Genomic DNA, 20,261 nt, shown 5'->3' with positions numbered 1-20,261 from the left:
GATGGAAAAAGCGATGTTAACGTTCGACAAGGTCAACGCGCACTACGGCAAAATTCAGGCGCTGCACGATGTCAGCCTGCATATTAATCAGGGCGAAATCGTCACCCTGATTGGGGCTAACGGCGCGGGCAAAACCACGCTGCTCGGCACCCTGTGCGGCGACCCGCGTGCCACCAGCGGGCGGATTGTGTTTGACGGCAAAGACATTACCGACTGGCAGACCGCCAGAATCATGCGTGAAGCGGTGGCGATTGTCCCGGAAGGGCGTCGCGTATTCTCCCGCATGACGGTGGAAGAGAATCTGGCGATGGGCGGTTTCTTCGCCCACCGGGATGAATACCAGACCCGCATCAAGTGGGTGTACGAACTCTTCCCGCGCCTGTGGGAGCGTCGTATTCAGCGCGCGGGCACCATGTCCGGCGGCGAGCAACAGATGCTGGCGATTGGCCGCGCGCTGATGAGCCAGCCGCGTCTGCTGTTGCTGGATGAACCGTCGCTCGGTCTTGCGCCCATCATCATCCAGCAGATTTTCGATACCATTGAGCAGCTGCGCAAAGAGGGGATGACCATCTTCCTCGTCGAACAGAACGCCAACCAGGCGCTGAAGCTCGCTGACCGCGGCTATGTGCTGGAGAACGGGCGCGTGGTGCTCTCCGATACCGGCGATGCGCTGCTGGCGAACGAAGCGGTGCGGAGCGCGTACCTGGGCGGATAGGTAAAAGCAAAAAGGCAACGCAAGTTGCCTTTTTTAGTGTTTTCTCCCTCTCCCACAGGGGGAGGGCCGGGGTGAGGGCACCAGACCGCACCCAACATCTAAACCCCTTCACACAACCATCATCCCTCTGACGCCTGGCTGTCACCTGTCTGTAAACAAACAGTTATTTTTCTGTCATTCGAGCATGTCATGTTACCTCGCGAGCATAAAACGCGTGATATCGCGCATCCGGCACAATAAGAGAGATGACAATGACATCGTTACGACACACAGCTTTGGGTCTGGCACTGGGTCTGGCTTTTGCGACGAACGCAATGGCTGTGACGACCATTCCGTTCTGGCATTCCATGGAAGGGGAGTTGGGTAAAGAAGTTGACTCCCTGGCGCAGCGTTTCAACGACACCCACCCGGATTACAAAATTGTGCCGGTGTACAAAGGCAACTACGAGCAGAGCCTGAGCGCGGGCATCGCCGCCTTCCGTACCGGTAACGCGCCTGCGCTGTTACAGGTTTATGAAGTGGGCACCGCGACCATGATGGCCTCCAAAGCCATCAAGCCGGTGTACGAGGTGTTCAAAGAGGCGGGCATTAACTTTGACGAGTCCCAGTTCGTGCCAACCGTGGCGGGATACTATACGGATTCCAAAAGCGGGCATCTGCTGTCCCAGCCGTTTAACAGCTCCACGCCGGTGCTGTACTACAACAAAGACGCCTTCAGGAAAGCCGGTTTAGATCCGGAGCAGCCGCCAAAAACCTGGCAGGATCTGGCCGAATACACCGCGAAGCTGAAAGCGGCGGGGATGAAGTGCGGCTACGCCAGCGGCTGGCAGGGCTGGATCCAGATTGAAAACTTCAGCGCCTGGCACGGCCTGCCGGTTGCCACCAAAAACAACGGCTTCGACGGTACCGACGCGGTGCTGGAGTTCAACAAGCCGGAGCAGGTGAAGCACATCGCGCTGCTGGAAGCACTCAATAAGAAGGGCGACTTCAGCTACTTCGGGCGTAAAGACGAATCCACCGAGAAGTTCTACAACGGCGACTGCGCCATTACCACCGCCTCATCTGGCTCGCTGGCAGACATCCGTCACTACGCCAAATTCAATTACGGCGTGGGCATGATGCCGTACGACGCTGACGTCAAAGGCGCGCCGCAGAATGCCATCATCGGCGGGGCGAGCCTGTGGGTGATGCAGGGTAAAGACAACGGCACCTACAAAGGCGTGGCCGAGTTCCTCGACTTCCTGGCGAAGCCGGAAAACGCCGCCGAGTGGCACCAGAAGACCGGCTACCTGCCGATCACCAAAGCCGCGTATGACCTGACCCGCGAGCAGGGCTTCTACAGCAAGAACCCGGGCGCGGATATCGCGACGCGTCAGATGCTGAACAAGCCGCCGTTGCCGTTCACCAAAGGCCTGCGCCTGGGCAACATGCCGCAGATCCGCACCATCGTCGATGAAGAGCTGGAAAGCGTGTGGACCGGGAAGAAAACGCCACAGCAGGCGCTGGATTCCGCGGTAGAGCGCGGGAATCAGCTGCTGCGCCGCTTTGAGCAGTCGACGAAGTCTTAATCTTTTTGCCCTCACTAACCCTCTCCCTTTGGGAGAGGGACGGGGTGAGGGGAAACCAACCTGAGCTAACCTATGTCATCATCCCGTCCGGTGTTCCGTTCCCGCTGGCTGCCGTACCTGTTGGTCGCGCCGCAGCTGGTCATCACCGTCATCTTCTTTATCTGGCCTGCGGGCGAAGCGCTGTGGTACTCGGTACAAAGCGTCGATCCGTTCGGGCTTTCCAGCCAGTTTGTCGGGCTGGACAACTTTACCGCGCTGTTCCACGACAGCTACTACCTGGATTCCTTCTGGACGACGATCAAATTCAGCGCGCTGGTCACCGTCAGCGGTCTTGTCGCGTCGCTGTTTTTCGCCGCGCTGGTGGATTACGTAGTACGGGGCAGCCGTCTGTATCAGACCCTGATGCTGCTGCCCTACGCCGTGGCTCCCGCCGTGGCCGCCGTGCTGTGGATCTTCCTGTTTAACCCGGGCCGCGGGCTGATTACCCACTTCCTGGGTGAGTTTGGCTATGACTGGAACCACGCCCAGAATAGCGGTCAGGCGATGTTCCTGGTGGCGTTCGCCTCGGTGTGGAAGCAGATCAGCTATAACTTCCTGTTTTTCTTTGCCGCGCTACAGTCTATCCCGCGTTCGCTGGTGGAGGCCGCCGCCATCGACGGCGCAGGGCCGGTGCGCCGCTTCTTCCGGCTGTCGCTGCCGCTGATCGCCCCGGTGAGTTTCTTCCTGCTGGTGGTGAACCTGGTGTACGCCTTCTTCGATACCTTCCCGGTGATCGACGCCGCCACCGCGGGCGGCCCGGTGCAGGCAACCACCACGCTGATTTACAAGATCTACCGTGAGGGCTTTGCCGGGCTTGATCTCTCAGCCTCTGCTGCACAGTCGGTTGTGCTGATGTTCCTCGTCATCATCCTCACGGTGGTGCAGTTCCGCTATGTCGAAAGTAAGGTGCGCTACCAATGATTGAGAACCGTCGCGGGCTGACGATTTTCAGCCATACCCTGCTGATTCTGGGCATCCTCGTCATCCTGTTCCCACTGTACGTGGCCTTCGTCGCCGCCACGCTGGACACCAAAGCGGTGTTCGACACGCCAATGACGCTGATCCCAGGCACGCATCTTTTCGAGAACATGAAGACTATCTGGACGCAGGGCGTGGGCGCTAACAGCGCGCCGTTCTGGCTGATGATGCTCAACAGTTTCATCATGGCGTTCGGCATCACCGTCGGCAAAATCACCGTGTCGATGCTTTCGGCCTTCGCCATCGTCTGGTTCCGCTTTCCGTTGCGTAACCTGTTTTTCTGGATGATTTTCATCACCCTGATGCTGCCGGTGGAGGTGCGTATCTTCCCGACGGTGGAGGTGATCGCCAACCTGAAGATGCTCGACAGCTACGCGGGCTTAACCCTGCCGCTGATGGCCTCGGCAACCGCCACCTTCCTGTTTCGCCAGTTCTTTATGACCCTGCCGGATGAGCTGATTGAAGCCGCGCGCATTGACGGGGCCTCGCCGATGCGCTTCTTCCGCGACATCGTGCTGCCGCTGTCGAAAACCAATCTCGCGGCGCTGTTTGTGATCACCTTTATCTACGGCTGGAACCAGTATCTGTGGCCGCTGCTGATTGTTCAGGACGTCAACCTCGGCACCGCCGTGGCAGGCATCAAAGGCATGATCGCCACCGGCGAAGGCACCACCCTCTGGAACCAGGTGATGGCGGCGATGCTGCTCACCCTAATCCCACCCGTAGTCATTGTTTTAGCCATGCAGCGCGCGTTTGTCCGCGGCCTGGTCGATAGCGAGAAATAAGATGGCAGGTTTAAAACTTCAGGCAGTAACCAAAAGCTGGGACGGCAAAACCCAGGTGATTCAGCCGCTGACGCTCGACGTGGCGGACGGGGAGTTTATCGTGATGGTCGGCCCGTCCGGCTGCGGCAAATCTACGCTGCTGCGCATGGTGGCGGGGCTGGAGCGCGTGACGTCCGGGGATATCTGGATTGACCGCCAGCGCGTCACCGAGATGGAGCCGAAAGACAGGGGCATCGCGATGGTGTTCCAGAACTACGCCCTCTACCCGCACATGAGCGTGGAGGAGAACATGGCCTGGGGGCTGAAAATTCGCGGTATGGGCAAAGGCCATATCGAGGAGCGCGTGAAAGAGGCCGCGCGCATTCTGGAGCTGGACGGCCTGCTCAAGCGTCGCCCGCGCGAGCTCTCCGGCGGCCAGCGCCAGCGCGTGGCGATGGGGCGCGCCATCGTGCGCGATCCGGCGGTATTTCTGTTCGACGAACCGCTGTCAAACCTCGACGCCAAACTGCGCGTGCAGATGCGTCTTGAGCTACAGCAGCTGCATCGGCGGCTGGGAACCACGTCCCTCTATGTGACCCACGATCAGGTTGAAGCCATGACCCTCGCCCAGCGCGTGATGGTGATGAACAAAGGCATCGCCGAGCAGATTGGCACCCCAGTGGAAGTCTACGAGAAACCGGCCAGCCGTTTTGTGGCGAGCTTTATCGGCAGCCCGGCGATGAACCTGCTGGACGGGCGGATCAATGCGGCGGGAACACACTTCGAGCTGGAAAGCGGGATGGCGTTGCCGATCAACTGGTACTATCGTGGCTACGCCGGGCGTAAGATGACGCTTGGTATCCGCCCCGAGCATATTGGTTTGACGTCTCAGGCGGACGGCGGCGTGCCGCTGGTGATGGACACGCTGGAGATGCTGGGCGCAGACAACCTGGCGCACGGACGCTGGGGCGAGCAAAAGCTGGTAGTGCGTCTGCCGCATCAGGAGCGCCCGAAAGCAGGCAGCACGCTGTGGCTGCATATGCCGGAAAATCACCTGCACTTATTTGACGGTGAAACAGGACAACGAGTATGAGCAACTGGCCTTACCCCCACATCGTCGCCCACCGTGGCGGCGGTAAACTGGCGCCGGAAAACACCCTGGCGGCAATTGACGTTGGCGCACGCTACGGCCACACGATGATCGAGTTCGACGCCAAGCTGTCGAAGGACGGCGAAATTTTCCTGCTGCACGACGACAACCTCGAACGCACCAGCAACGGCTGGGGCGTGGCGGGTGAACTGCCGTGGCGTGACCTGCTGAAGGTGGACGCCGGAAGCTGGTACAGCGGCGAATTTAAAGGCGAGCCGCTGCCGCTGCTGGCGGAAGTGGCGGACCGCTGTCGTCAACACGGCATGATGGCCAACATCGAAATCAAACCGACCACCGGCACCGGGCCGCTGACGGGTAAAGTGATTGCCCTTGCCGCGCGTGAGCTGTGGGAAGGGATGACCGCGCCGCTGCTGTCGTCGTTTGATATCGACGCGCTGGAAGCCGCACAGGCCGCCGTTCCGGAGTTGCCGCGCGGGCTGCTGCTGGATGCGTGGCGAGAAGACTGGCGCGCGCTGACGACCCGCTTAGGCTGCGTGTCGATCCACCTCAACCATAAGCTGCTGGATGAAGCGCGCGTGACGCTATTGAAAGAGGCCGGTCTGCATATCCTGGTGTATACCGTCAACAAACCCCTGCGTGCAGCCGAGCTGCTGCGCTGGGGCGTGGACAGCATCTGTACCGATGCGATTGACCAGATCGGGCCGAACTTTATTTATTAAGCATACTGCCGTTCTGCTGGGTCGGCAGCATGTGCTGCTGACCGCTGCTTTGCGATACTCCGCCTCCTAACATCCCACCGTTTGTATTAGGCAGCGGCTGTTCAAGCATCTGGCCCTGCTGTACGCGCTGGGTGTTGGTATTCATCTGGTTTTGCAGGTGCTGCTGCTGCACCTGGGTCTGCGTCTTTAACTGCTGATTGAGCATCCCTTTCTGCTGCTGTTGCTGGCTCATCATCTCCGTCTGCATACGCTGCTGGCTCGGAATGACGTAGCCCGGCTGGTTCGGGTTGTTCAGGGTGTTGATTGGCTGTGCGAGCGCGGCGAACGGAAGCAGCGCGGTCAGGATCAGTAATCGTTTCATGGTTATCTCCTCCTTTGAGGCTTCTCTTAAGTTTATCCTCATTCCTGCATAACGATGATTTTTTAAGAGTTGTGAACCAGGCTTAAGCGGGGAATATGGGCCCCTTCACCTGGAGAACAATAATGATGAAACCAACCTTTTTGCGCTGGGTCGCCATCGCTGCGCTGATGGCAGGCGGCACATTTACCGTGGCGGCCAACCCGCCCGCCGCTCCACCGGTCTCTTACGGCGTGGAGGAGGATGTTTTTCACCCCGTGCGGGCGACGCACGGCATGGTGGCCTCGGTTGACGCGCTGGCAACGCAGGTGGGCGTCGATATTCTTAAACAGGGCGGTAACGCGGTGGATGCGGCGGTCGCGGTGGGATATGCGTTGGCGGTGACGCATCCACAGGCGGGGAACCTGGGCGGCGGCGGGTTTATGATGCTGCGCACCAAAGACGGTAAAACCACGGCCATCGACTTCCGTGAGATGGCGCCGAACCAGGCCTCCCGCGATATGTTCCTCGACGATCAGGGCAATCCGGACAGTAAAAAATCCCTGACCTCGCACCTTGCCTCCGGCACGCCGGGCACCGTTGCGGGCTTCTCGCTGGCGCTGGAAAAATACGGCACGCTGCCGCTGAATAAAGTGGTGCAGCCTGCCATCAGGCTGGCGCGCGACGGCTTCGTCGTCAACGACGCGCTGGCGGACGACCTCAAAACCTACGGCAGCGAAGTTATTCCCAATCATGAGAACAGCAAGGCTATCTTCTGGAAAGACGGCGAGCCGCTGAAGAAGGGCGATAAGCTGGTGCAGAAGAACCTCGCAAAAAGTCTCGAACTGATTGCCGAAAACGGTCCGGATGCCTTCTATAAGGGGCCGATTGCCGATCAGATTGCGGATGAGATGCAGAAGAACGGCGGGCTGATCACCAAAGCGGATCTGGCGGAATATAAGGCGGTGGAGCGCGAGCCGATTAGCGGCACCTATCGCGGCTACGAGGTCTTCTCCATGCCGCCGCCGTCTTCCGGGGGCATTCACATCGTGCAGATCCTCAATATTCTGGAAAACTTCGATATGCACAAGTATGGCTTCGGTAGCGCCGATGCCATGCAGGTGATGGCCGAGGCGGAAAAGCGCGCCTACGCTGACCGCTCGGAATACCTCGGCGACCCGGACTTCGTGAAGGTGCCGTGGCAGGCGCTGACCAACAAGGCCTATGCCAAATCGATTGCCGATCAGATCGACATCAACAAGGCTAAGCCGTCGAGCGAGATCCGCCCGGGCAAGCTGGCGCCGTATGAAAGTAACCAGACCACCCACTTCTCGGTCGTGGACAAAGACGGAAACGCGGTGGCGGTGACCTACACGCTTAACACCACCTTCGGCACCGGGATTGTGGCGGGCAATAGCGGTATTTTGCTGAACAACGAGATGGATGATTTTTCTGCCAAGCCGGGCGTGCCGAATGTCTACGGCCTGGTCGGCGGCGATGCGAATGCGGTAGGGCCGAAGAAGCGCCCGCTATCATCCATGTCGCCCACCATTGTGGTGAAAGACGGCAAAACCTGGCTGGTGACAGGCAGCCCTGGCGGGAGCAGGATTATCACCACCGTACTGCAAATGGTGGTGAACAGCATCGACTTTGGGATGAACGTCGCCGAAGCGACCAATGCGCCGCGTTTCCATCACCAGTGGCTGCCGGACGAGTTGCGCGTGGAGAAGGGCTTTAGCCCGGACACCCTCAAGCTGCTTGAGCAGCGCGGGCAGAAGGTGGCGGTGAAGGAGGCGATGGGCAGCACCCAGAGCATTATGGTCGGACCGGATGGCGCGCTGTTTGGCGCGTCGGACCCGCGTTCGGTGGATGATTTAACGGCGGGGTATTGATTTTGTTGCCCGGTGGCGCTGCGCTTACCGGGCCTACAACGGCACGGACGTAGGCCGGGTAAGGCGAAGCCGCCACCCGGCAACTTATTACTTCATCCTCGCCATATAATACGCATCCACATACTCGCCGTTGCGCAGGGCATAGCGCCTGCCGGTGCCTTCAATCTCAAACCCGTGCTTTTTGTACACCGCGATTGCCGGTTCGTTATCCACAAACACCGTTAACTCGATGCGGTCGACGCGCAGCCAGTTGTCGCACATATCGATCATGGTGCGAATCAGCGCGCTGGCCACGCCGCGGTTATGCCACTCTGCGCCAACGCATATACCGAAATCGGCAACGTGGCTGCGGCGTGGTCGCTGGGCGACATCAATGGTGAGGTGGCCGACCACGATATCATCAATGCAGGCAACCAGCTGTTTAATGCCCGGCTGTTCGCCTAGCCGCATTTGCCACATTTCCATTGAAGGATGAGGAACCTGTAGCGTGTTGTGGTACACCTCCGGCTGGGCGTGGATCTGACGAATGGCGTCGTAATCTTTCGGTTCAGCGTGGCGTATCACTATCTCACTCATTCCTTGTTCCTCAGTCAGTTAAAAGTCCCCTCCAACATCAGTGACTTTAAAAGTTGAGTCAATCGCTATTTTTTGCAAAAAGTGTTGGACAAGTGCGAATGAGAATGATTATTATTGCTCTGCGTTCAGGAAGACCTCCTACGGGAACCTGAAAGCACGACATTGCTCACATTGCTTCCAGTATTACTTTAGCCAGCTTTTAGCTGGCTTTTTTTTTGTTATGGTTAGACTCAGCAACCTTCGAAAAAGGACTGAGCCATGACACTACACTGCGCATTTATTGGATTTGGCAAAAGCACCACGCGTTACCACCTTCCGTATGTTCTCAACCGTAAAGAGACCTGGCACGTCGCTCATATCTACCGCCGCAGCGCGAAGCCGGAAGAACAGTCTCCGCAGTATTCCCATATTCATTTCACCAGCGATCTTGATGAAGTGTTAAATGATCCGCAGGTGAAGCTGGTGGTGGTCTGTACCCACGCCGACAGCCACTTTGACTACGCGAAACGCGCGCTGGAAGCAGGTAAAAACGTGCTGGTGGAAAAACCGTTCACTCCGACCATCGCCGAAGCGAAGGAACTCTTTGCGCTGGCGAAAAGCAAAGGCCTGACCGTCACGCCGTACCAGAACCGACGCTTTGACAGCTGCTTCCTGACGGCGAAAAAGGCGATTGAGAGCGGCAAACTCGGCGAGATCGTGGAAATCGAAAGCCACTTCGATTACTACCGCCCGGTGGCGGAAACCCAGCCAGGACTGCCGCAGGACGGGTCGTTCTACGGTCTGGGCGTGCACACCATGGACCAGATTATTTCCCTGTTTGGCCGCCCGGACCACGTGGCGTATGACATCCGCAGCCTGCGCAATAAGGCCAACCCGGACGATACCTTTGAAGCACAGCTGTTCTACGGCGATCTCAAAGCCATCGTGAAAACCAGCCACCTGGTGAAAATCGACTACCCGAAATTTATCGTTCACGGCAAGAAAGGCTCCTTTATCAAGTACGGCATTGACCAGCAGGAGACCAGCCTGAAGGCCAATATCATGCCGGGTGAACCGGGCTTTGCGGCAGATGATTCCGTGGGCGTGATGGAGTACGTGAACGACGAGGGCGTGACGGACAGGGAAGAGCTGAAGCCGGAAACGGGCGACTATGGACGCGTCTATGATGCGCTGTTTGAGACCCTCACAAACGGCACGGCGAATTACGTCAAGGAATCTGACGTTCTGACCAACCTGGAAATCCTCGAACGGGCCTTCGAACAGGCTTCTCCTGCCACGGTAACCCTCGCGAAATAAGCAAAAACGGCTCCTCTGCGCTTGTTCACAATTTTTGAACAGAGGAGTCAATTTTCACCCTCTATGATCCCAGGGCGTTTGCGTCCACACTTACTCCATCGAAACGAACTGAGGGTGAAAACAATGATCTACTTACGCAAAGCAAACGAACGTGGTCACGCGAATCATGGCTGGCTGGACTCATGGCATTCATTCTCGTTTGCCGACTACTACGACCCGAACTTCATGGGCTTCTCCGCACTGCGCGTGATTAACGATGACGTGATTGATGCAGGCCAGGGCTTCGGTACCCACCCGCACAAAGACATGGAAATCCTGACCTATGTGCTGGAAGGGGCGGTTGAGCACCAGGACAGCATGGGCAACAAAGAGCAGGTTCCGGCGGGCGAGTTCCAGATTATGAGCGCGGGGACCGGGGTGCGTCACTCTGAGTACAACCCGAGCAAAACGGAAAAACTGCACCTGTATCAAATCTGGATCATTCCAGAAGAGACCGGCATCACGCCACGCTACGAGCAGCGCCGCTTCGACGCGAAACAGGGCAAACAGCTGGTGCTCTCGCCGGATGCGCGTGAAGGTTCCCTGAAAGTGTATCAGGATATGGAGCTGTACCGCTGGGCGCTGGCGAAAGATGAACAGTCTGTGCACCAGATCGCCGCCAACCGCCGCGTGTGGATCCAGGTGGTGAAAGGGGAGGTGTCCATCAATGGCACCAAAGCGACAACCGCCGATGGTCTGGCCGTCTGGGATGAGCAGGCGCTCTCCGTGCATGCCGACAGCGAAAGTGAAATTCTGCTGTTTGACCTGCCGCCGGTCTAAATAATTTCTCAACCTTCCCTTTAAACGGGGAAGGTTGAGCTTTGTCCGTGATAAACTGAGCAAATCTCTCACTTCAAGATTTCTCAGGACGATGAAAAAGAAACGCCCCGTACTTCAGGATGTCGCCGATCGCGTCGGTGTGACCAAAATGACGGTCAGCCGTTTTTTACGTAACCCGGAACAGGTTTCCGTGGCGTTGCGTGGCAAGATTGCCGCCGCCCTTGATGAACTGGGTTATATCCCCAACCGCGCGCCCGATATTCTCTCCAATGCGACCAGCCGTGCGGTGGGCGTCCTGCTTCCTTCCTTAACCAACCAGGTATTCGCCGAAGTGCTGCGTGGCATCGAAAGCGTCACCGATGCGTTTGGCTATCAGACCATGCTCGCCCACTACGGGTACAAGCCGGAACTGGAAGAGGAACGTCTTGAATCGATGCTTTCCTGGAACATCGACGGCCTGATTTTAACGGAACGTACTCACACCCCGCGCACGCTGAAAATGATTGAAGTGGCAGGCATTCCGGTGGTGGAGCTGATGGACAGCCAGTCGCCGTGCCTCGACATCGCCGTGGGGTTCGATAACTTTGAAGCGGCGCGTCAGATGACGGCGGCGATCATCGCCCGCGGTCATCGCCATGTGGCCTATCTGGGTGCGCGTCTGGATGAACGTACTATCATCAAACAGAAGGGATACGAGCAGGCGATGCTCGACGCCGGTTTAACCCCGTACAGCGTGATGGTGGAGCAATCTTCTTCTTACACGTCGGGTATTGAGCTGATGCGTCAGGCGCGACGCGAGTATCCGCAACTGGACGGTATTTTCTGTACCAACGATGACCTTGCGGTCGGCGCGGCGTTTGAGTGCCAGCGTCTGGGTTTAAAAATCCCGGATGATATGGCGATTGCCGGTTTCCACGGCCACGACATTGGCCAGGTGATGGAGCCGCGTCTGGCGAGCGTCCTGACCCCGCGTGAACGCATGGGCCGCATTGGTGCAGAACGCCTGCTGGCGCGCATTCGTGGTGAGGCAGTTACCCCTAAAATGTTAGATTTAGGTTTCACCTTGTCACCGGGTGGATCTATTTAATCCGACAAATTTGAAGTAGCTCACACTTATTCACTTCGCGCACGTTTGGATATTGCTTCTCTTATGCCCCGGCAGGACAATGTTACCGATAACTGTTACCCGTAACAATTTACTGAGGGACACCCTTTGAGCACGACTAATCACGATCACCACGTTTACGTCCTGATGGGCGTGTCCGGTAGCGGTAAATCTGCCGTGGCGAGCGAAGTGGCGCATCACCTCCAGGCTGCGTTTCTTGATGGTGACTTCCTCCATCCGCGTAGCAACATCATGAAAATGGCTTCCGGCGAGCCGCTGAACGACGACGACCGCAAACCGTGGTTGCAGGCGCTGAATGACGCCGCGTTCGCGATGCAGCGCACCAATAAAGTCTCCCTGATCGTCTGTTCCGCGCTGAAAAAAACCTATCGCGACCTGCTGCGCGACGGCAACCCGAACCTCTCTTTCATCTACCTGAAAGGCGATTTCGGGGTGATTGAAAGCCGCCTGAAGGCGCGTAAAGGCCACTTCTTCAAAACCCAGATGCTGGTAACGCAGTTCGAAGCGTTGCAGGAGCCGGGTGCTGACGAGCAGGATGTCTTAGTGGTTGATATCGATCAGCCGCTGGAAGGTGTTGTTGCCAGCACCATCGAGGTTATTAATAAAAGGCAGTAAGTTTTGAGTACATTAACGCTAGTTTTGACAGCAGTGGGTTCCGTATTGCTGCTGCTGTTTTTAGTGATGAAGGCACGTATGCACGCCTTCGTTGCTTTGATGGTGGTTTCTATTGGTGCTGGTCTCTTTTCCGGCATGCCGCTCGACAAAATCGCGGCGACGATGGAAAAAGGGATGGGCGGCACGCTCGGCTTCCTGGCCATTGTGGTGGCACTGGGCGCGATGTTTGGCAAGATTTTGCACGAGACGGGCGCGGTCGATCAGATTGCCGTCAAGATGCTGAAATCCTTCGGGCACAGCCGTGCGCACTACGCGATTGGTCTGGCCGGTCTGATTTGCGCGCTGCCGCTGTTCTTTGAAGTGGCCGTTGTGCTGCTGATAAGCGTCGCATTCTCCATGGCGCGCCATACCGGTACTAACCTCGTGAAGCTGGTCATTCCGCTGTTTGCGGGCGTGGCGGCGGCGGCGGCGTTCCTGCTGCCGGGGCCTGCGCCGATGCTGCTGGCCTCCCAGATGCATGCTGACTTTGGCTGGATGATCCTGATTGGCCTGTGTGCGGCGATCCCGGGGATGATTATCGCCGGTCCGCTGTGGGGAAACTTTATCAGCCGTTACGTTGAGCTGCACATTCCGGACGACATCACCGAGCCGCACCTGGGCGAGGGTAAAATGCCGTCCTTCGGCTTCAGTCTGTCGCTGATCCTGCTGCCGCTGGTGCTGGTGGGCCTGAAAACCATCGCTGCACGCTTTGTGCCGGTGGGGTCAACCGCTTACGAATGGTTCGAATTTATTGGTCATCCGTTCACTGCGATTCTGGTGGCGTGTCTGGTCGCGATTTACGGCCTGGCAATGCGTCAGGGCATGCCGAAAGACCGCGTGATGGAGATCTGTGGTGCCGCGCTGCAACCGGCGGGGATTATCCTGCTGGTGATCGGGGCGGGCGGCGTGTTCAAGCAGGTGCTGGTGGATTCCGGCGTTGGCCCGGCGCTGGGCGAAGCGCTGACCGGAATGGGCCTGCCGATTGCGGTCACCTGCTTTGTGCTGGCCGCGGCGGTGCGTATCATTCAGGGCTCCGCGACCGTGGCGTGCTTAACCGCCGTGGGTCTGGTAATGCCGGTGATTGAACAGCTGAACTACTCCGGCGCGCAGATGGCGGCGCTCTCTATCTGTATCGCGGGTGGTTCGATTGTGGTGTCTCACGTGAACGATGCAGGCTTCTGGCTGTTCGGTAAATTTACCGGCGCAACCGAAGCGCAAACCCTGAAAACCTGGACGCTGATGGAAACCATCCTCGGCACGACGGGTGCGGTTGTCGGGATGATTGCGTTTACGCTGCTGAGCTGATCCAGGTTTTCTCCCTCTTCCACGGGGAGAGGGAGCAAACACTAAAAACGGCAATCAAGGATTGCCGTTTTGCTTTTACCTATCCTTTCATCCACGCCCGTATCCCGTCCAGGAACATCTGCGTTGCCATCATTACCAGAATCAGCCCCATCAGGCGCTCCAGCGCGTTCACCCCTTTCTCACCCAGCAGGCGCAGGAATAGCGACGACTGCAACAGGATAATAAACGTCCCGCCCCAGGCGATCAGCAGGGCAATCACCAGATGGCTCATCTGATTCGGATACTGATGCGACAGCAGCATCAGCGTGGCCAGAATCGTTGGCCCGGCGACCAGCGGAATCGCCAGCGGCACGATAAACGGCTCTTCACCCGCAGGCAGGCCGCTGCTGCTGCCCTCCGCGCTAGGGAAAATCATCTTAATGGCAATCAGGAACAAAATGATCCCGCCGGAAATGGAGACCGTTTCGGCGCGTAAGTTCAGGAAAGCGAGAATTTTTTCACCGGCGAACAGGAAGATAAACATCACCAGCAGGGCGATGAGCAGCTCGCGGATCATGATCGCCCGACGGCGCTTCGGCTCGGTGTGCTTCAGCACCGACATGAAGATCGGCAGATTACCGAGCGGATCCATAATCAGGATCAATAAAACCGCTGCGGAAATGATTTCACTCATCTTAAATTATCCCTGATACTTATTGTGGTCATTGCGATGATTAGCACTTTTTCTGATTGCCGGGCAATCATCGATTAATTTCGCTTGCGACTTTGGCAGCATTTTGTAATGTGAAGCATATCCCAGTTCAATACTGGCTTGCACAATCAGCACACACCCCTTGCAGGAAAAAAATGCTATGAAAAACGTTGGTTTTATCGGCTGGCGCGGTATGGTCGGCTCTGTACTCATGCAACGCATGGTTGAAGAGCGCGATTTCGACGCCATCCGCCCGGTCTTCTTCTCCACTTCCCAGCTCGGCCAGGCTGCACCGTCCTTTGGGGGTACCACAGGCACGTTGCAGGATGCTTACGACCTGGAGGCGCTGAAGGCACTCGACATTATTGTGACCTGCCAGGGCGGCGATTATACCAACGAAATCTATCCGAAGCTGCGTGAAAGCGGCTGGCAGGGCTACTGGATTGACGCGGCCTCTTCGCTTCGCATGAAAGACGATGCCATCATTATTCTTGACCCGGTTAACCAGGGCGTCATCACCGACGGCCTGAACAACGGCGTGAAAACCTTTGTTGGCGGTAACTGCACCGTCAGCCTGATGCTGATGTCCCTCGGCGGTCTGTTCGCACAGGATCTGGTGGAGTGGGTCTCCGTGGCGACCTACCAGGCGGCGTCCGGCGGTGGCGCGCGTCATATGCGCGAGCTGCTGACCCAGATGGGCCAGCTGCACCAGAGCGTCGCTGCCGAGCTGGCAGACCCGGCGTCCGCGATCCTCGATATCGAGCGTAAAGTCACTCAGCTCACCCGCAGCGGCGAGCTGCCGGTGGATAACTTCGGCGTACCGCTGGCCGGCGGCCTGATCCCGTGGATAGACAAACAGCTGGATAACGGCCAGACCCGCGAAGAGTGGAAGGGCCAGGCTGAGACCAACAAAATCCTCGGCACCGCGAACACCATTCCGGTTGACGGTCTGTGCGTGCGTATCGGCGCGCTGCGCTGCCACAGCCAGGCCTTCACCATTAAACTGAAAAAAGATGTGTCTATTCCGACCGTGGAAGAGCTGCTGGCCGCGCATAACCCGTGGGCGAAAGTGGTGCCAAACGATCGCGATATCACCATGCGCGAACTGACCCCGGCAGCCGTCACCGGCACGCTGACCACCCCGGTTGGCCGCCTGCGCAAGCTGAACATGGGGCCAGAGTACCTCTCCGCGTTCACCGTTGGCGACCAGCTTCTGTGGGGTGCCGCCGAGCCGCTGCGCCGCATGCTGCGCCAGCTGGCGTAATAATTTGTTAAACACGGGGGGTGATTGTCACCCCCTTTTTTTGCGTACTACATGGAGTAAAACGCAGATGTCTTATTTTTTATCAGGAGGACCCACGACGTTGGCTATGCTTTAAGGAAGATTTATTTCTCACCTGAGGGTAGGGCGGAGCAGAGAGGATTAACTGCACCGTTTAGGTCACATTAAAAGTCGTCCCGGAGCGCGTAAAAAGGGCGACATAAAAAAACAGGATGAATACCATGTCCGATCGTATTTCGAGAGACGTGATTAATGCGCTTATTGCGGGTCACTTTGCCGACCCCTTTTCTGTGCTAGGGATGCACCGTACAGAGGCCGGACTGGAAGTTCGTGCGCTGTTACCGGATGCAACAGAAGTGTGGGTTATCGAACCCAAAACCGGCCGCAAGGTGGGTAATCTGGAATGCCTCGACTCGCGTGGCTTCTTCTCGGGCGTCATGCCCCGCCGTAAAAATCCTTTTCGTTATCAGCTTGCCGTTATCTGGCACGGTCAGCAAAACCTGATTGACGATCCCTATAGCTTCGGCCCGCTTTTAAAAGAGATGGACGCCTGGCTGCTGTCCGAGGGGACCCATTTACGCCCTTACGAAACGCTGGGTGCCCATGCGGATACCATGGACGGTATCACCGGCACGCGTTTTGCCGTATGGGCGCCAAACGCCCAGCGCGTCTCCGTTGTCGGGCAGTTCAACTACTGGGACGGTCGTCGTCACCCCATGCGCCTGCGCCGGGAAACCGGCATTTGGGAGCTGTTTATCCCCCGCGCGCACAACGGTCAGCTCTACAAATTCGAGATGATCGATGCCAACGGCAAGCTGCGCATTAAATCTGACCCGTACGCCTTTGAGGCCGAACTGCGCCCGAATACCGCCTCGCTGATTTGCGGCCTGCCGGAGAAGGTTGTCCAGACGGAAGAGCGCAAGCAGGCTAACCGCTTTGATGCGCCGATCTCCGTCTATGAAGTGCATCTCGGCTCGTGGCGTCGCCACACCGATAACAACTTCTGGCTGAGCTATCGCGAGCTGGCGGACCAGCTGGTGCCGTACGCCAAATGGATGGGCTTTACGCACCTGGAACTGCTGCCGATCAACGAGCACCCGTTCGACGGCAGCTGGGGCTATCAGCCAACCGGGCTGTATGCGCCTACGCGCCGCTTTGGTACGCGCGATGACTTCCGCTATTTCATCGATGCCGCGCACGCCGCCGGGTTGAACGTGATCCTCGACTGGGTGCCGGGCCACTTCCCGTCGGATGATTTTGCGCTGGCAGAGTTCGACGGCACAAAGCTTTACGAGCACAGCGACCCGCGCGAAGGCTATCACCAGGACTGGAACACGCTGATCTACAACTACGGTCGCCGTGAAGTATCGAACTACCTGGTCGGGAACGCGCTGTACTGGATCGAGCGTTTCGGCATTGATGCCCTGCGCGTCGATGCGGTGGCGTCGATGATTTACCGCGACTACAGCCGCAAAGAGGGTGAGTGGATCCCGAACGAGTATGGCGGGCGTGAAAACCTCGAAGCGATTGAGTTTCTGCGCAACACCAACCGCATCATCGGGGAGCAGGTGGAAGGTGCCGTGACCATGGCGGAAGAGTCCACCGACTTCCCGGGCGTTTCCCGTCCACCGTCAATGGGCGGACTGGGCTTCTGGTACAAGTGGAACCTCGGCTGGATGCACGACACGCTCGACTACATGAAGCTCGACCCGGTTTATCGTCAGTATCACCACGATAAGCTCACTTTCGGGCTGCTCTACAACTACACCGAAAACTTCATGCTGCCGCTGTCGCACGATGAAGTGGTGCACGGCAAGAAATCCATTCTCGACCGCATGCCGGGGGACGCGTGGCAGAAGTTTGCCAACCTGCGCGCCTACTACGGCTGGATGTTCGCCTTCCCGGGCAAAAAGCTGCTGTTTATGGGCAACGAATTTGCGCAGGGGCGCGAATGGAACCACGATACCAGCCTTGACTGGCATCTGCTGGAAGGCGCGGACAACTGGCACCACGGCGTACAGCGTCTGGTCCGCGACCTGAACCTGACCTACCGCCACCATAAAGCGCTGCACGAGCTGGACTTCGACCCGTACGGCTTTGAGTGGCTGGTGGTGGACGACCACGAGCGCTCGGTGTTTGTCTTTGCGCGCCGCGACAAGGCGGGTAACGAGATCATCGTCGCCAGCAACTTCACGCCAGTGCCGCGCGAACACTACCGCTTCGGCATTAACCAGCCGGGCAAATGGCGCGAAATTCTCAATACCGACTCCATGCACTACCACGGCAGCAATGCGGGTAACGGCGGGCTGGTGCAGAGCGATGCCATTGAAAGCCATGGCCGTCCGAACTCCCTGAGCCTGACGCTGCCGCCGCTTGGCACAATCTGGCTGGTGCGGGAGGGAGAATGACGCAGCTTACGGCAGGTAAACCCGAACCGCTCGGGGCGAGTTTTGACGGAAAGGGGGTGAACTTCACGCTCTTTTCCGCCCATGCGGAGCGGGTGGAACTCTGTGTGTTTGACGGGGAAGGTAACGAGCACCGTTACGATTTACCGGCGCGCACGGGGGATACCTGGCATGGCTACCTGGCCGGAGGACGGCCGGGGATGCACTACGGTTTTCGCGTACACGGCCCCTGGGAGCCCTCTCAGGGGCACTGGTTTAACCCGGCGAAGCTGCTGATTGACCCGTGTGCGCACCGGGTGGACGGTGAGTTTAAAGATGACCCGCTGTTCCACGTTGGCTACGGCGAACCTGACCACCGCGACAGCGCGCCCGTCGCGCCCAAAAGCGTGGTGATGCACGATCTCTACGACTGGGAAGACGATGCCCCGCCGCGTACGCCTTGGGGCAACACCGTTATTTATGAAGCCCACGTCAAAGGGCTGACGTATCTGCACCCGTCAATTCCCAAAGAGATGCGCGGCACCTATAAAGCGCTTGGGCATCCGACGATGGTCGCGTACTTGAAGCACTTAGGGATCACCGCGCTGGAGCTGTTGCCCGTGGCGCATTTCGCCAGCGAGCCGCGGCTACAGCGTCTCGGGTTAAGCAACTACTGGGGCTACAACCCGCTGGCGTTGTTCGCCCTCGATCCGCGTTATGCGGTGAATCCTGAGAAGGCGCGGGATGAGTTTCGCGATGCGGTGAAAGCGCTTCACGCGGCGGGTATCGAAGTCATTCTGGACGTGGTGTTGAACCACAGTGCGGAAAGCGATCTTGACGGCCCGACGCTCTCACAGCGCGGAATCGATAACCGTAGCTATTATTGGATCAGGGACGACGGCGATTACGAGAACTGGACCGGGTGCGGTAACACCCTCAACCTCAGTCATCCGGCCGTTACGCATTACGCGTACGAGTGCCTGAAATACTGGGTTGAGACGTTCCACGTGGATGGTTTTCGCTTCGACCTGGCGCCAGTGATGGGGCGCACCCCGGCGTTCAGCCAGCAGGCGCCGCTGTTTGAGGCCATCAAAAACTGCCCGGTGCTTTCAAAGGTGAAGCTGATTGCGGAGCCCTGGGACATCGGCGAGGGCGGTTATCAGGTGGGGAACTTCCCGCCGCTGTTTGCCGAGTGGAACGACCACTTCCGCGATGCCGTCCGCCGCTTCTGGCTGACGCGCGATCTGTCGCTGGGGGAGTTTGCCGGTCGCTTTGCCGGCTCCAGCGATCTCTTTAAGCGTGACGGCAAACGTCCGTCGGCCACCATTAACCTGGTGACGGCGCACGACGGTTTTACGCTGCGCGACTGCGTTTGTTTCAATCAGAAACACAATGAGGCAAACGGCGAGGAGAATCGCGATGGGACTAACAATAACCATAGCTTTAACCATGGTATAGAAGGGTTAGGCGGAAGTCTGGATGTGATCGAGCGGCGACGCGCCAGCGTTCATGCGCTGCTGACGACGCTTTTGTTGTCGCAGGGCACGCCGATGCTGCTGGCGGGCGATGAGCACGGCCACAGCCAGCACGGCAACAACAACGCCTATTGCCAGGACAACACCCTGACCTGGCTCGACTGGGGAGAAGCGAACAGCGGGCTGACCCATTTCACCGCGGCGCTGATCCATCTTCGCCAGCGCATCCCCGCGCTCACCGCCGACCGCTGGTGGGAAGAGGGCGACGGCAACGTTCGCTGGCTGAATAAAGACGCGCAACCGTTAAGCGCGCAAGAGTGGCAACACGGCATACCCTGTCTGCAAATCCTGCTTTCGGATGCGTGGCTGGTGACGCTGAACGCGACGGATGACGTCGCAGAGATTGTTTTACCTGACGGGGAGTGGCGAGCCATTCCTCCCTTTGCCGGAGCGGATAATCCGGTTGTTATGGCTGTCTGGCACGGGCCTGCGCACGGAGTGTGCGTATTCCAAAGATGATAAAAAAGGAG

The 20,261-nt window shown here is 58.1% G+C and carries 18 protein-coding genes; 15 read left to right on the top strand and 3 right to left on the bottom strand.

Features of this window, described 5'->3' with window-relative positions; all coding sequences use genetic code 11:
- The first annotated feature begins 1 nt into the window (after position 1).
- From livF to ugpQ, 6 genes are all read left to right on the top strand, one after another.
- On the top strand, positions 2-715 hold the full coding sequence (livF, locus tag ACOTXD_RS19030) for a high-affinity branched-chain amino acid ABC transporter ATP-binding protein LivF (RefSeq protein ID WP_022651964.1): 714 nt from the start codon (positions 2-4) through the stop codon (positions 713-715).
- 251 nt (positions 716-966) lie between these two features.
- On the top strand, positions 967-2,283 hold the full coding sequence (gene ugpB / locus ACOTXD_RS19025; RefSeq protein ID WP_022651963.1) for a sn-glycerol-3-phosphate ABC transporter substrate-binding protein UgpB: 1,317 nt from the start codon (positions 967-969) through the stop codon (positions 2,281-2,283).
- Between the two features lie 72 nt (positions 2,284-2,355).
- On the top strand, positions 2,356-3,243 hold the full coding sequence (gene ugpA, locus ACOTXD_RS19020) for a sn-glycerol-3-phosphate ABC transporter permease UgpA (RefSeq protein WP_421766477.1): 888 nt from the start codon (positions 2,356-2,358) through the stop codon (positions 3,241-3,243).
- A complete protein-coding gene (gene ugpE / locus ACOTXD_RS19015; RefSeq protein ID WP_023314971.1) occupies positions 3,240-4,085 on the top strand; it encodes a sn-glycerol-3-phosphate ABC transporter permease UgpE in 846 nt (281 codons plus the stop codon). The genes ugpA and ugpE overlap by 4 nt, the downstream gene beginning before the upstream one ends.
- A gap of 1 nt (position 4,086) precedes the next feature.
- The gene (locus tag ACOTXD_RS19010) at positions 4,087-5,157 is read left to right on the top strand and encodes a sn-glycerol-3-phosphate import ATP-binding protein UgpC (RefSeq protein WP_003861554.1); all 1,071 of its coding nucleotides are present in this window, start codon (positions 4,087-4,089) and stop codon (positions 5,155-5,157) included.
- Entirely contained in the window at positions 5,154-5,894 is a 741-nt protein-coding gene (ugpQ, locus tag ACOTXD_RS19005) for a glycerophosphodiester phosphodiesterase (protein ID WP_061856059.1), read from the top strand. The genes ACOTXD_RS19010 and ugpQ overlap by 4 nt, the downstream gene beginning before the upstream one ends.
- On the opposite strand, the gene ACOTXD_RS19000 is transcribed toward ugpQ, so the two are convergent.
- On the bottom strand, positions 5,884-6,255 hold the full coding sequence (locus tag ACOTXD_RS19000) for a DUF2756 family protein (protein ID WP_003861557.1): 372 nt from the start codon (positions 6,253-6,255) through the stop codon (positions 5,884-5,886). The two genes, ugpQ and ACOTXD_RS19000, sit on opposite strands and share 11 nt — an antisense overlap.
- Before the next feature lie 122 nt (positions 6,256-6,377).
- On the opposite strand from ACOTXD_RS19000, the gene ggt reads away from it, so the two are divergent.
- Positions 6,378-8,123: a gamma-glutamyltransferase gene (ggt, locus tag ACOTXD_RS18995; RefSeq protein ID WP_057979969.1), complete on the top strand. Its 1,746-nt coding sequence runs from the start codon at positions 6,378-6,380 to the stop codon at positions 8,121-8,123.
- An 87-nt stretch (positions 8,124-8,210) separates the two neighbouring features.
- Here ggt and yhhY read toward each other — a convergent pair whose 3' ends face one another.
- Positions 8,211-8,699, bottom strand: a complete 489-nt coding sequence (yhhY, locus tag ACOTXD_RS18990; RefSeq protein WP_003861561.1) for an N-acetyltransferase — start codon at positions 8,697-8,699, stop codon at positions 8,211-8,213.
- Positions 8,700-8,957: 258 nt separating this feature from the next.
- Here yhhY and ACOTXD_RS18985 point away from each other — a divergent pair, with 258 nt between their 5' ends.
- The 5 genes from ACOTXD_RS18985 to gntU all read left to right on the top strand — a co-directional run bounded on the left by ACOTXD_RS18985 (position 8,958) and on the right by gntU (position 13,899).
- A complete protein-coding gene (locus ACOTXD_RS18985) occupies positions 8,958-9,995 on the top strand; it encodes an oxidoreductase (protein ID WP_061856060.1) in 1,038 nt (345 codons plus the stop codon).
- A 123-nt stretch (positions 9,996-10,118) separates the two neighbouring features.
- The gene (locus tag ACOTXD_RS18980) at positions 10,119-10,814 is read left to right on the top strand and encodes a pirin family protein (protein WP_061856061.1); all 696 of its coding nucleotides are present in this window, start codon (positions 10,119-10,121) and stop codon (positions 10,812-10,814) included.
- Between the two features lie 91 nt (positions 10,815-10,905).
- A complete protein-coding gene (gntR, locus tag ACOTXD_RS18975) occupies positions 10,906-11,901 on the top strand; it encodes a gluconate operon transcriptional repressor GntR (RefSeq protein WP_003861567.1) in 996 nt (331 codons plus the stop codon).
- A gap of 126 nt (positions 11,902-12,027) precedes the next feature.
- A complete protein-coding gene (gene gntK, locus ACOTXD_RS18970; protein WP_061856062.1) occupies positions 12,028-12,555 on the top strand; it encodes a gluconokinase in 528 nt (175 codons plus the stop codon).
- 3 nt (positions 12,556-12,558) lie between these two features.
- Positions 12,559-13,899 carry a gluconate transporter gene (gene gntU, locus ACOTXD_RS18965; RefSeq protein WP_003861572.1) on the top strand — a complete coding sequence of 447 codons (1,341 nt, stop codon included), beginning with the start codon at positions 12,559-12,561 and terminating at the stop codon, positions 13,897-13,899.
- Positions 13,900-13,978: 79 nt separating this feature from the next.
- On the opposite strand, the gene yhgN is transcribed toward gntU, so the two are convergent.
- The gene (yhgN, locus tag ACOTXD_RS18960) at positions 13,979-14,572 is read right to left on the bottom strand and encodes an NAAT family transporter YhgN (protein ID WP_003861574.1); all 594 of its coding nucleotides are present in this window, start codon (positions 14,570-14,572) and stop codon (positions 13,979-13,981) included.
- A 178-nt stretch (positions 14,573-14,750) separates the two neighbouring features.
- Here yhgN and asd point away from each other — a divergent pair, with 178 nt between their 5' ends.
- The 3 genes from asd (at position 14,751) to glgX (ending at position 20,250) form a co-directional block, all read left to right on the top strand.
- A complete protein-coding gene (gene asd / locus ACOTXD_RS18955) occupies positions 14,751-15,854 on the top strand; it encodes an aspartate-semialdehyde dehydrogenase (protein WP_003861575.1) in 1,104 nt (367 codons plus the stop codon).
- Positions 15,855-16,093: 239 nt separating this feature from the next.
- The gene (glgB, locus tag ACOTXD_RS18950; protein ID WP_421766476.1) at positions 16,094-18,280 is read left to right on the top strand and encodes a 1,4-alpha-glucan branching enzyme; all 2,187 of its coding nucleotides are present in this window, start codon (positions 16,094-16,096) and stop codon (positions 18,278-18,280) included.
- Entirely contained in the window at positions 18,277-20,250 is a 1,974-nt protein-coding gene (gene glgX / locus ACOTXD_RS18945; protein WP_023323833.1) for a glycogen debranching protein GlgX, read from the top strand. The genes glgB and glgX overlap by 4 nt, the downstream gene beginning before the upstream one ends.
- Positions 20,251-20,261 lie beyond the last annotated feature (11 nt).

It is taken from the genome of Enterobacter cloacae complex sp. CDL013 (genome assembly GCF_049238805.1).
GTDB lineage: Bacteria > Pseudomonadota > Gammaproteobacteria > Enterobacterales > Enterobacteriaceae > Enterobacter > Enterobacter hormaechei_C.
The sequence above is the reverse complement of the archived record's forward strand: the minus strand, read 5'-3'. Positions and strand labels throughout refer to the sequence as shown.

What these genes read in the sequence shown, in the direction of transcription:
- ACOTXD_RS19000 (WP_003861557.1), bottom strand. Translation starts at nt 6,255, where the DNA reads ATGAAACGATTACTGATCCTGACCGCGCTGCTTCCGTTCGCCGCGCTC.
- glgB (WP_421766476.1), top strand. Translation starts at nt 16,094, where the DNA reads ATGTCCGATCGTATTTCGAGAGACGTGATTAATGCGCTTATTGCGGGT.
- ugpB (WP_022651963.1), top strand. Translation starts at nt 967, where the DNA reads ATGACATCGTTACGACACACAGCTTTGGGTCTGGCACTGGGTCTGGCT.
- glgX (WP_023323833.1), top strand. Translation starts at nt 18,277, where the DNA reads ATGACGCAGCTTACGGCAGGTAAACCCGAACCGCTCGGGGCGAGTTTT.
- yhhY (WP_003861561.1), bottom strand. Translation starts at nt 8,699, where the DNA reads ATGAGTGAGATAGTGATACGCCACGCTGAACCGAAAGATTACGACGCC.
- ugpA (WP_421766477.1), top strand. Translation starts at nt 2,356, where the DNA reads ATGTCATCATCCCGTCCGGTGTTCCGTTCCCGCTGGCTGCCGTACCTG.
- yhgN (WP_003861574.1), bottom strand. Translation starts at nt 14,572, where the DNA reads ATGAGTGAAATCATTTCCGCAGCGGTTTTATTGATCCTGATTATGGAT.
- ACOTXD_RS19010 (WP_003861554.1), top strand. Translation starts at nt 4,087, where the DNA reads ATGGCAGGTTTAAAACTTCAGGCAGTAACCAAAAGCTGGGACGGCAAA.
- gntR (WP_003861567.1), top strand. Translation starts at nt 10,906, where the DNA reads ATGAAAAAGAAACGCCCCGTACTTCAGGATGTCGCCGATCGCGTCGGT.
- asd (WP_003861575.1), top strand. Translation starts at nt 14,751, where the DNA reads ATGAAAAACGTTGGTTTTATCGGCTGGCGCGGTATGGTCGGCTCTGTA.
- ACOTXD_RS18980 (WP_061856061.1), top strand. Translation starts at nt 10,119, where the DNA reads ATGATCTACTTACGCAAAGCAAACGAACGTGGTCACGCGAATCATGGC.
- livF (WP_022651964.1), top strand. Translation starts at nt 2, where the DNA reads ATGGAAAAAGCGATGTTAACGTTCGACAAGGTCAACGCGCACTACGGC.
- ggt (WP_057979969.1), top strand. Translation starts at nt 6,378, where the DNA reads ATGATGAAACCAACCTTTTTGCGCTGGGTCGCCATCGCTGCGCTGATG.
- ugpE (WP_023314971.1), top strand. Translation starts at nt 3,240, where the DNA reads ATGATTGAGAACCGTCGCGGGCTGACGATTTTCAGCCATACCCTGCTG.
- ACOTXD_RS18985 (WP_061856060.1), top strand. Translation starts at nt 8,958, where the DNA reads ATGACACTACACTGCGCATTTATTGGATTTGGCAAAAGCACCACGCGT.
- ugpQ (WP_061856059.1), top strand. Translation starts at nt 5,154, where the DNA reads ATGAGCAACTGGCCTTACCCCCACATCGTCGCCCACCGTGGCGGCGGT.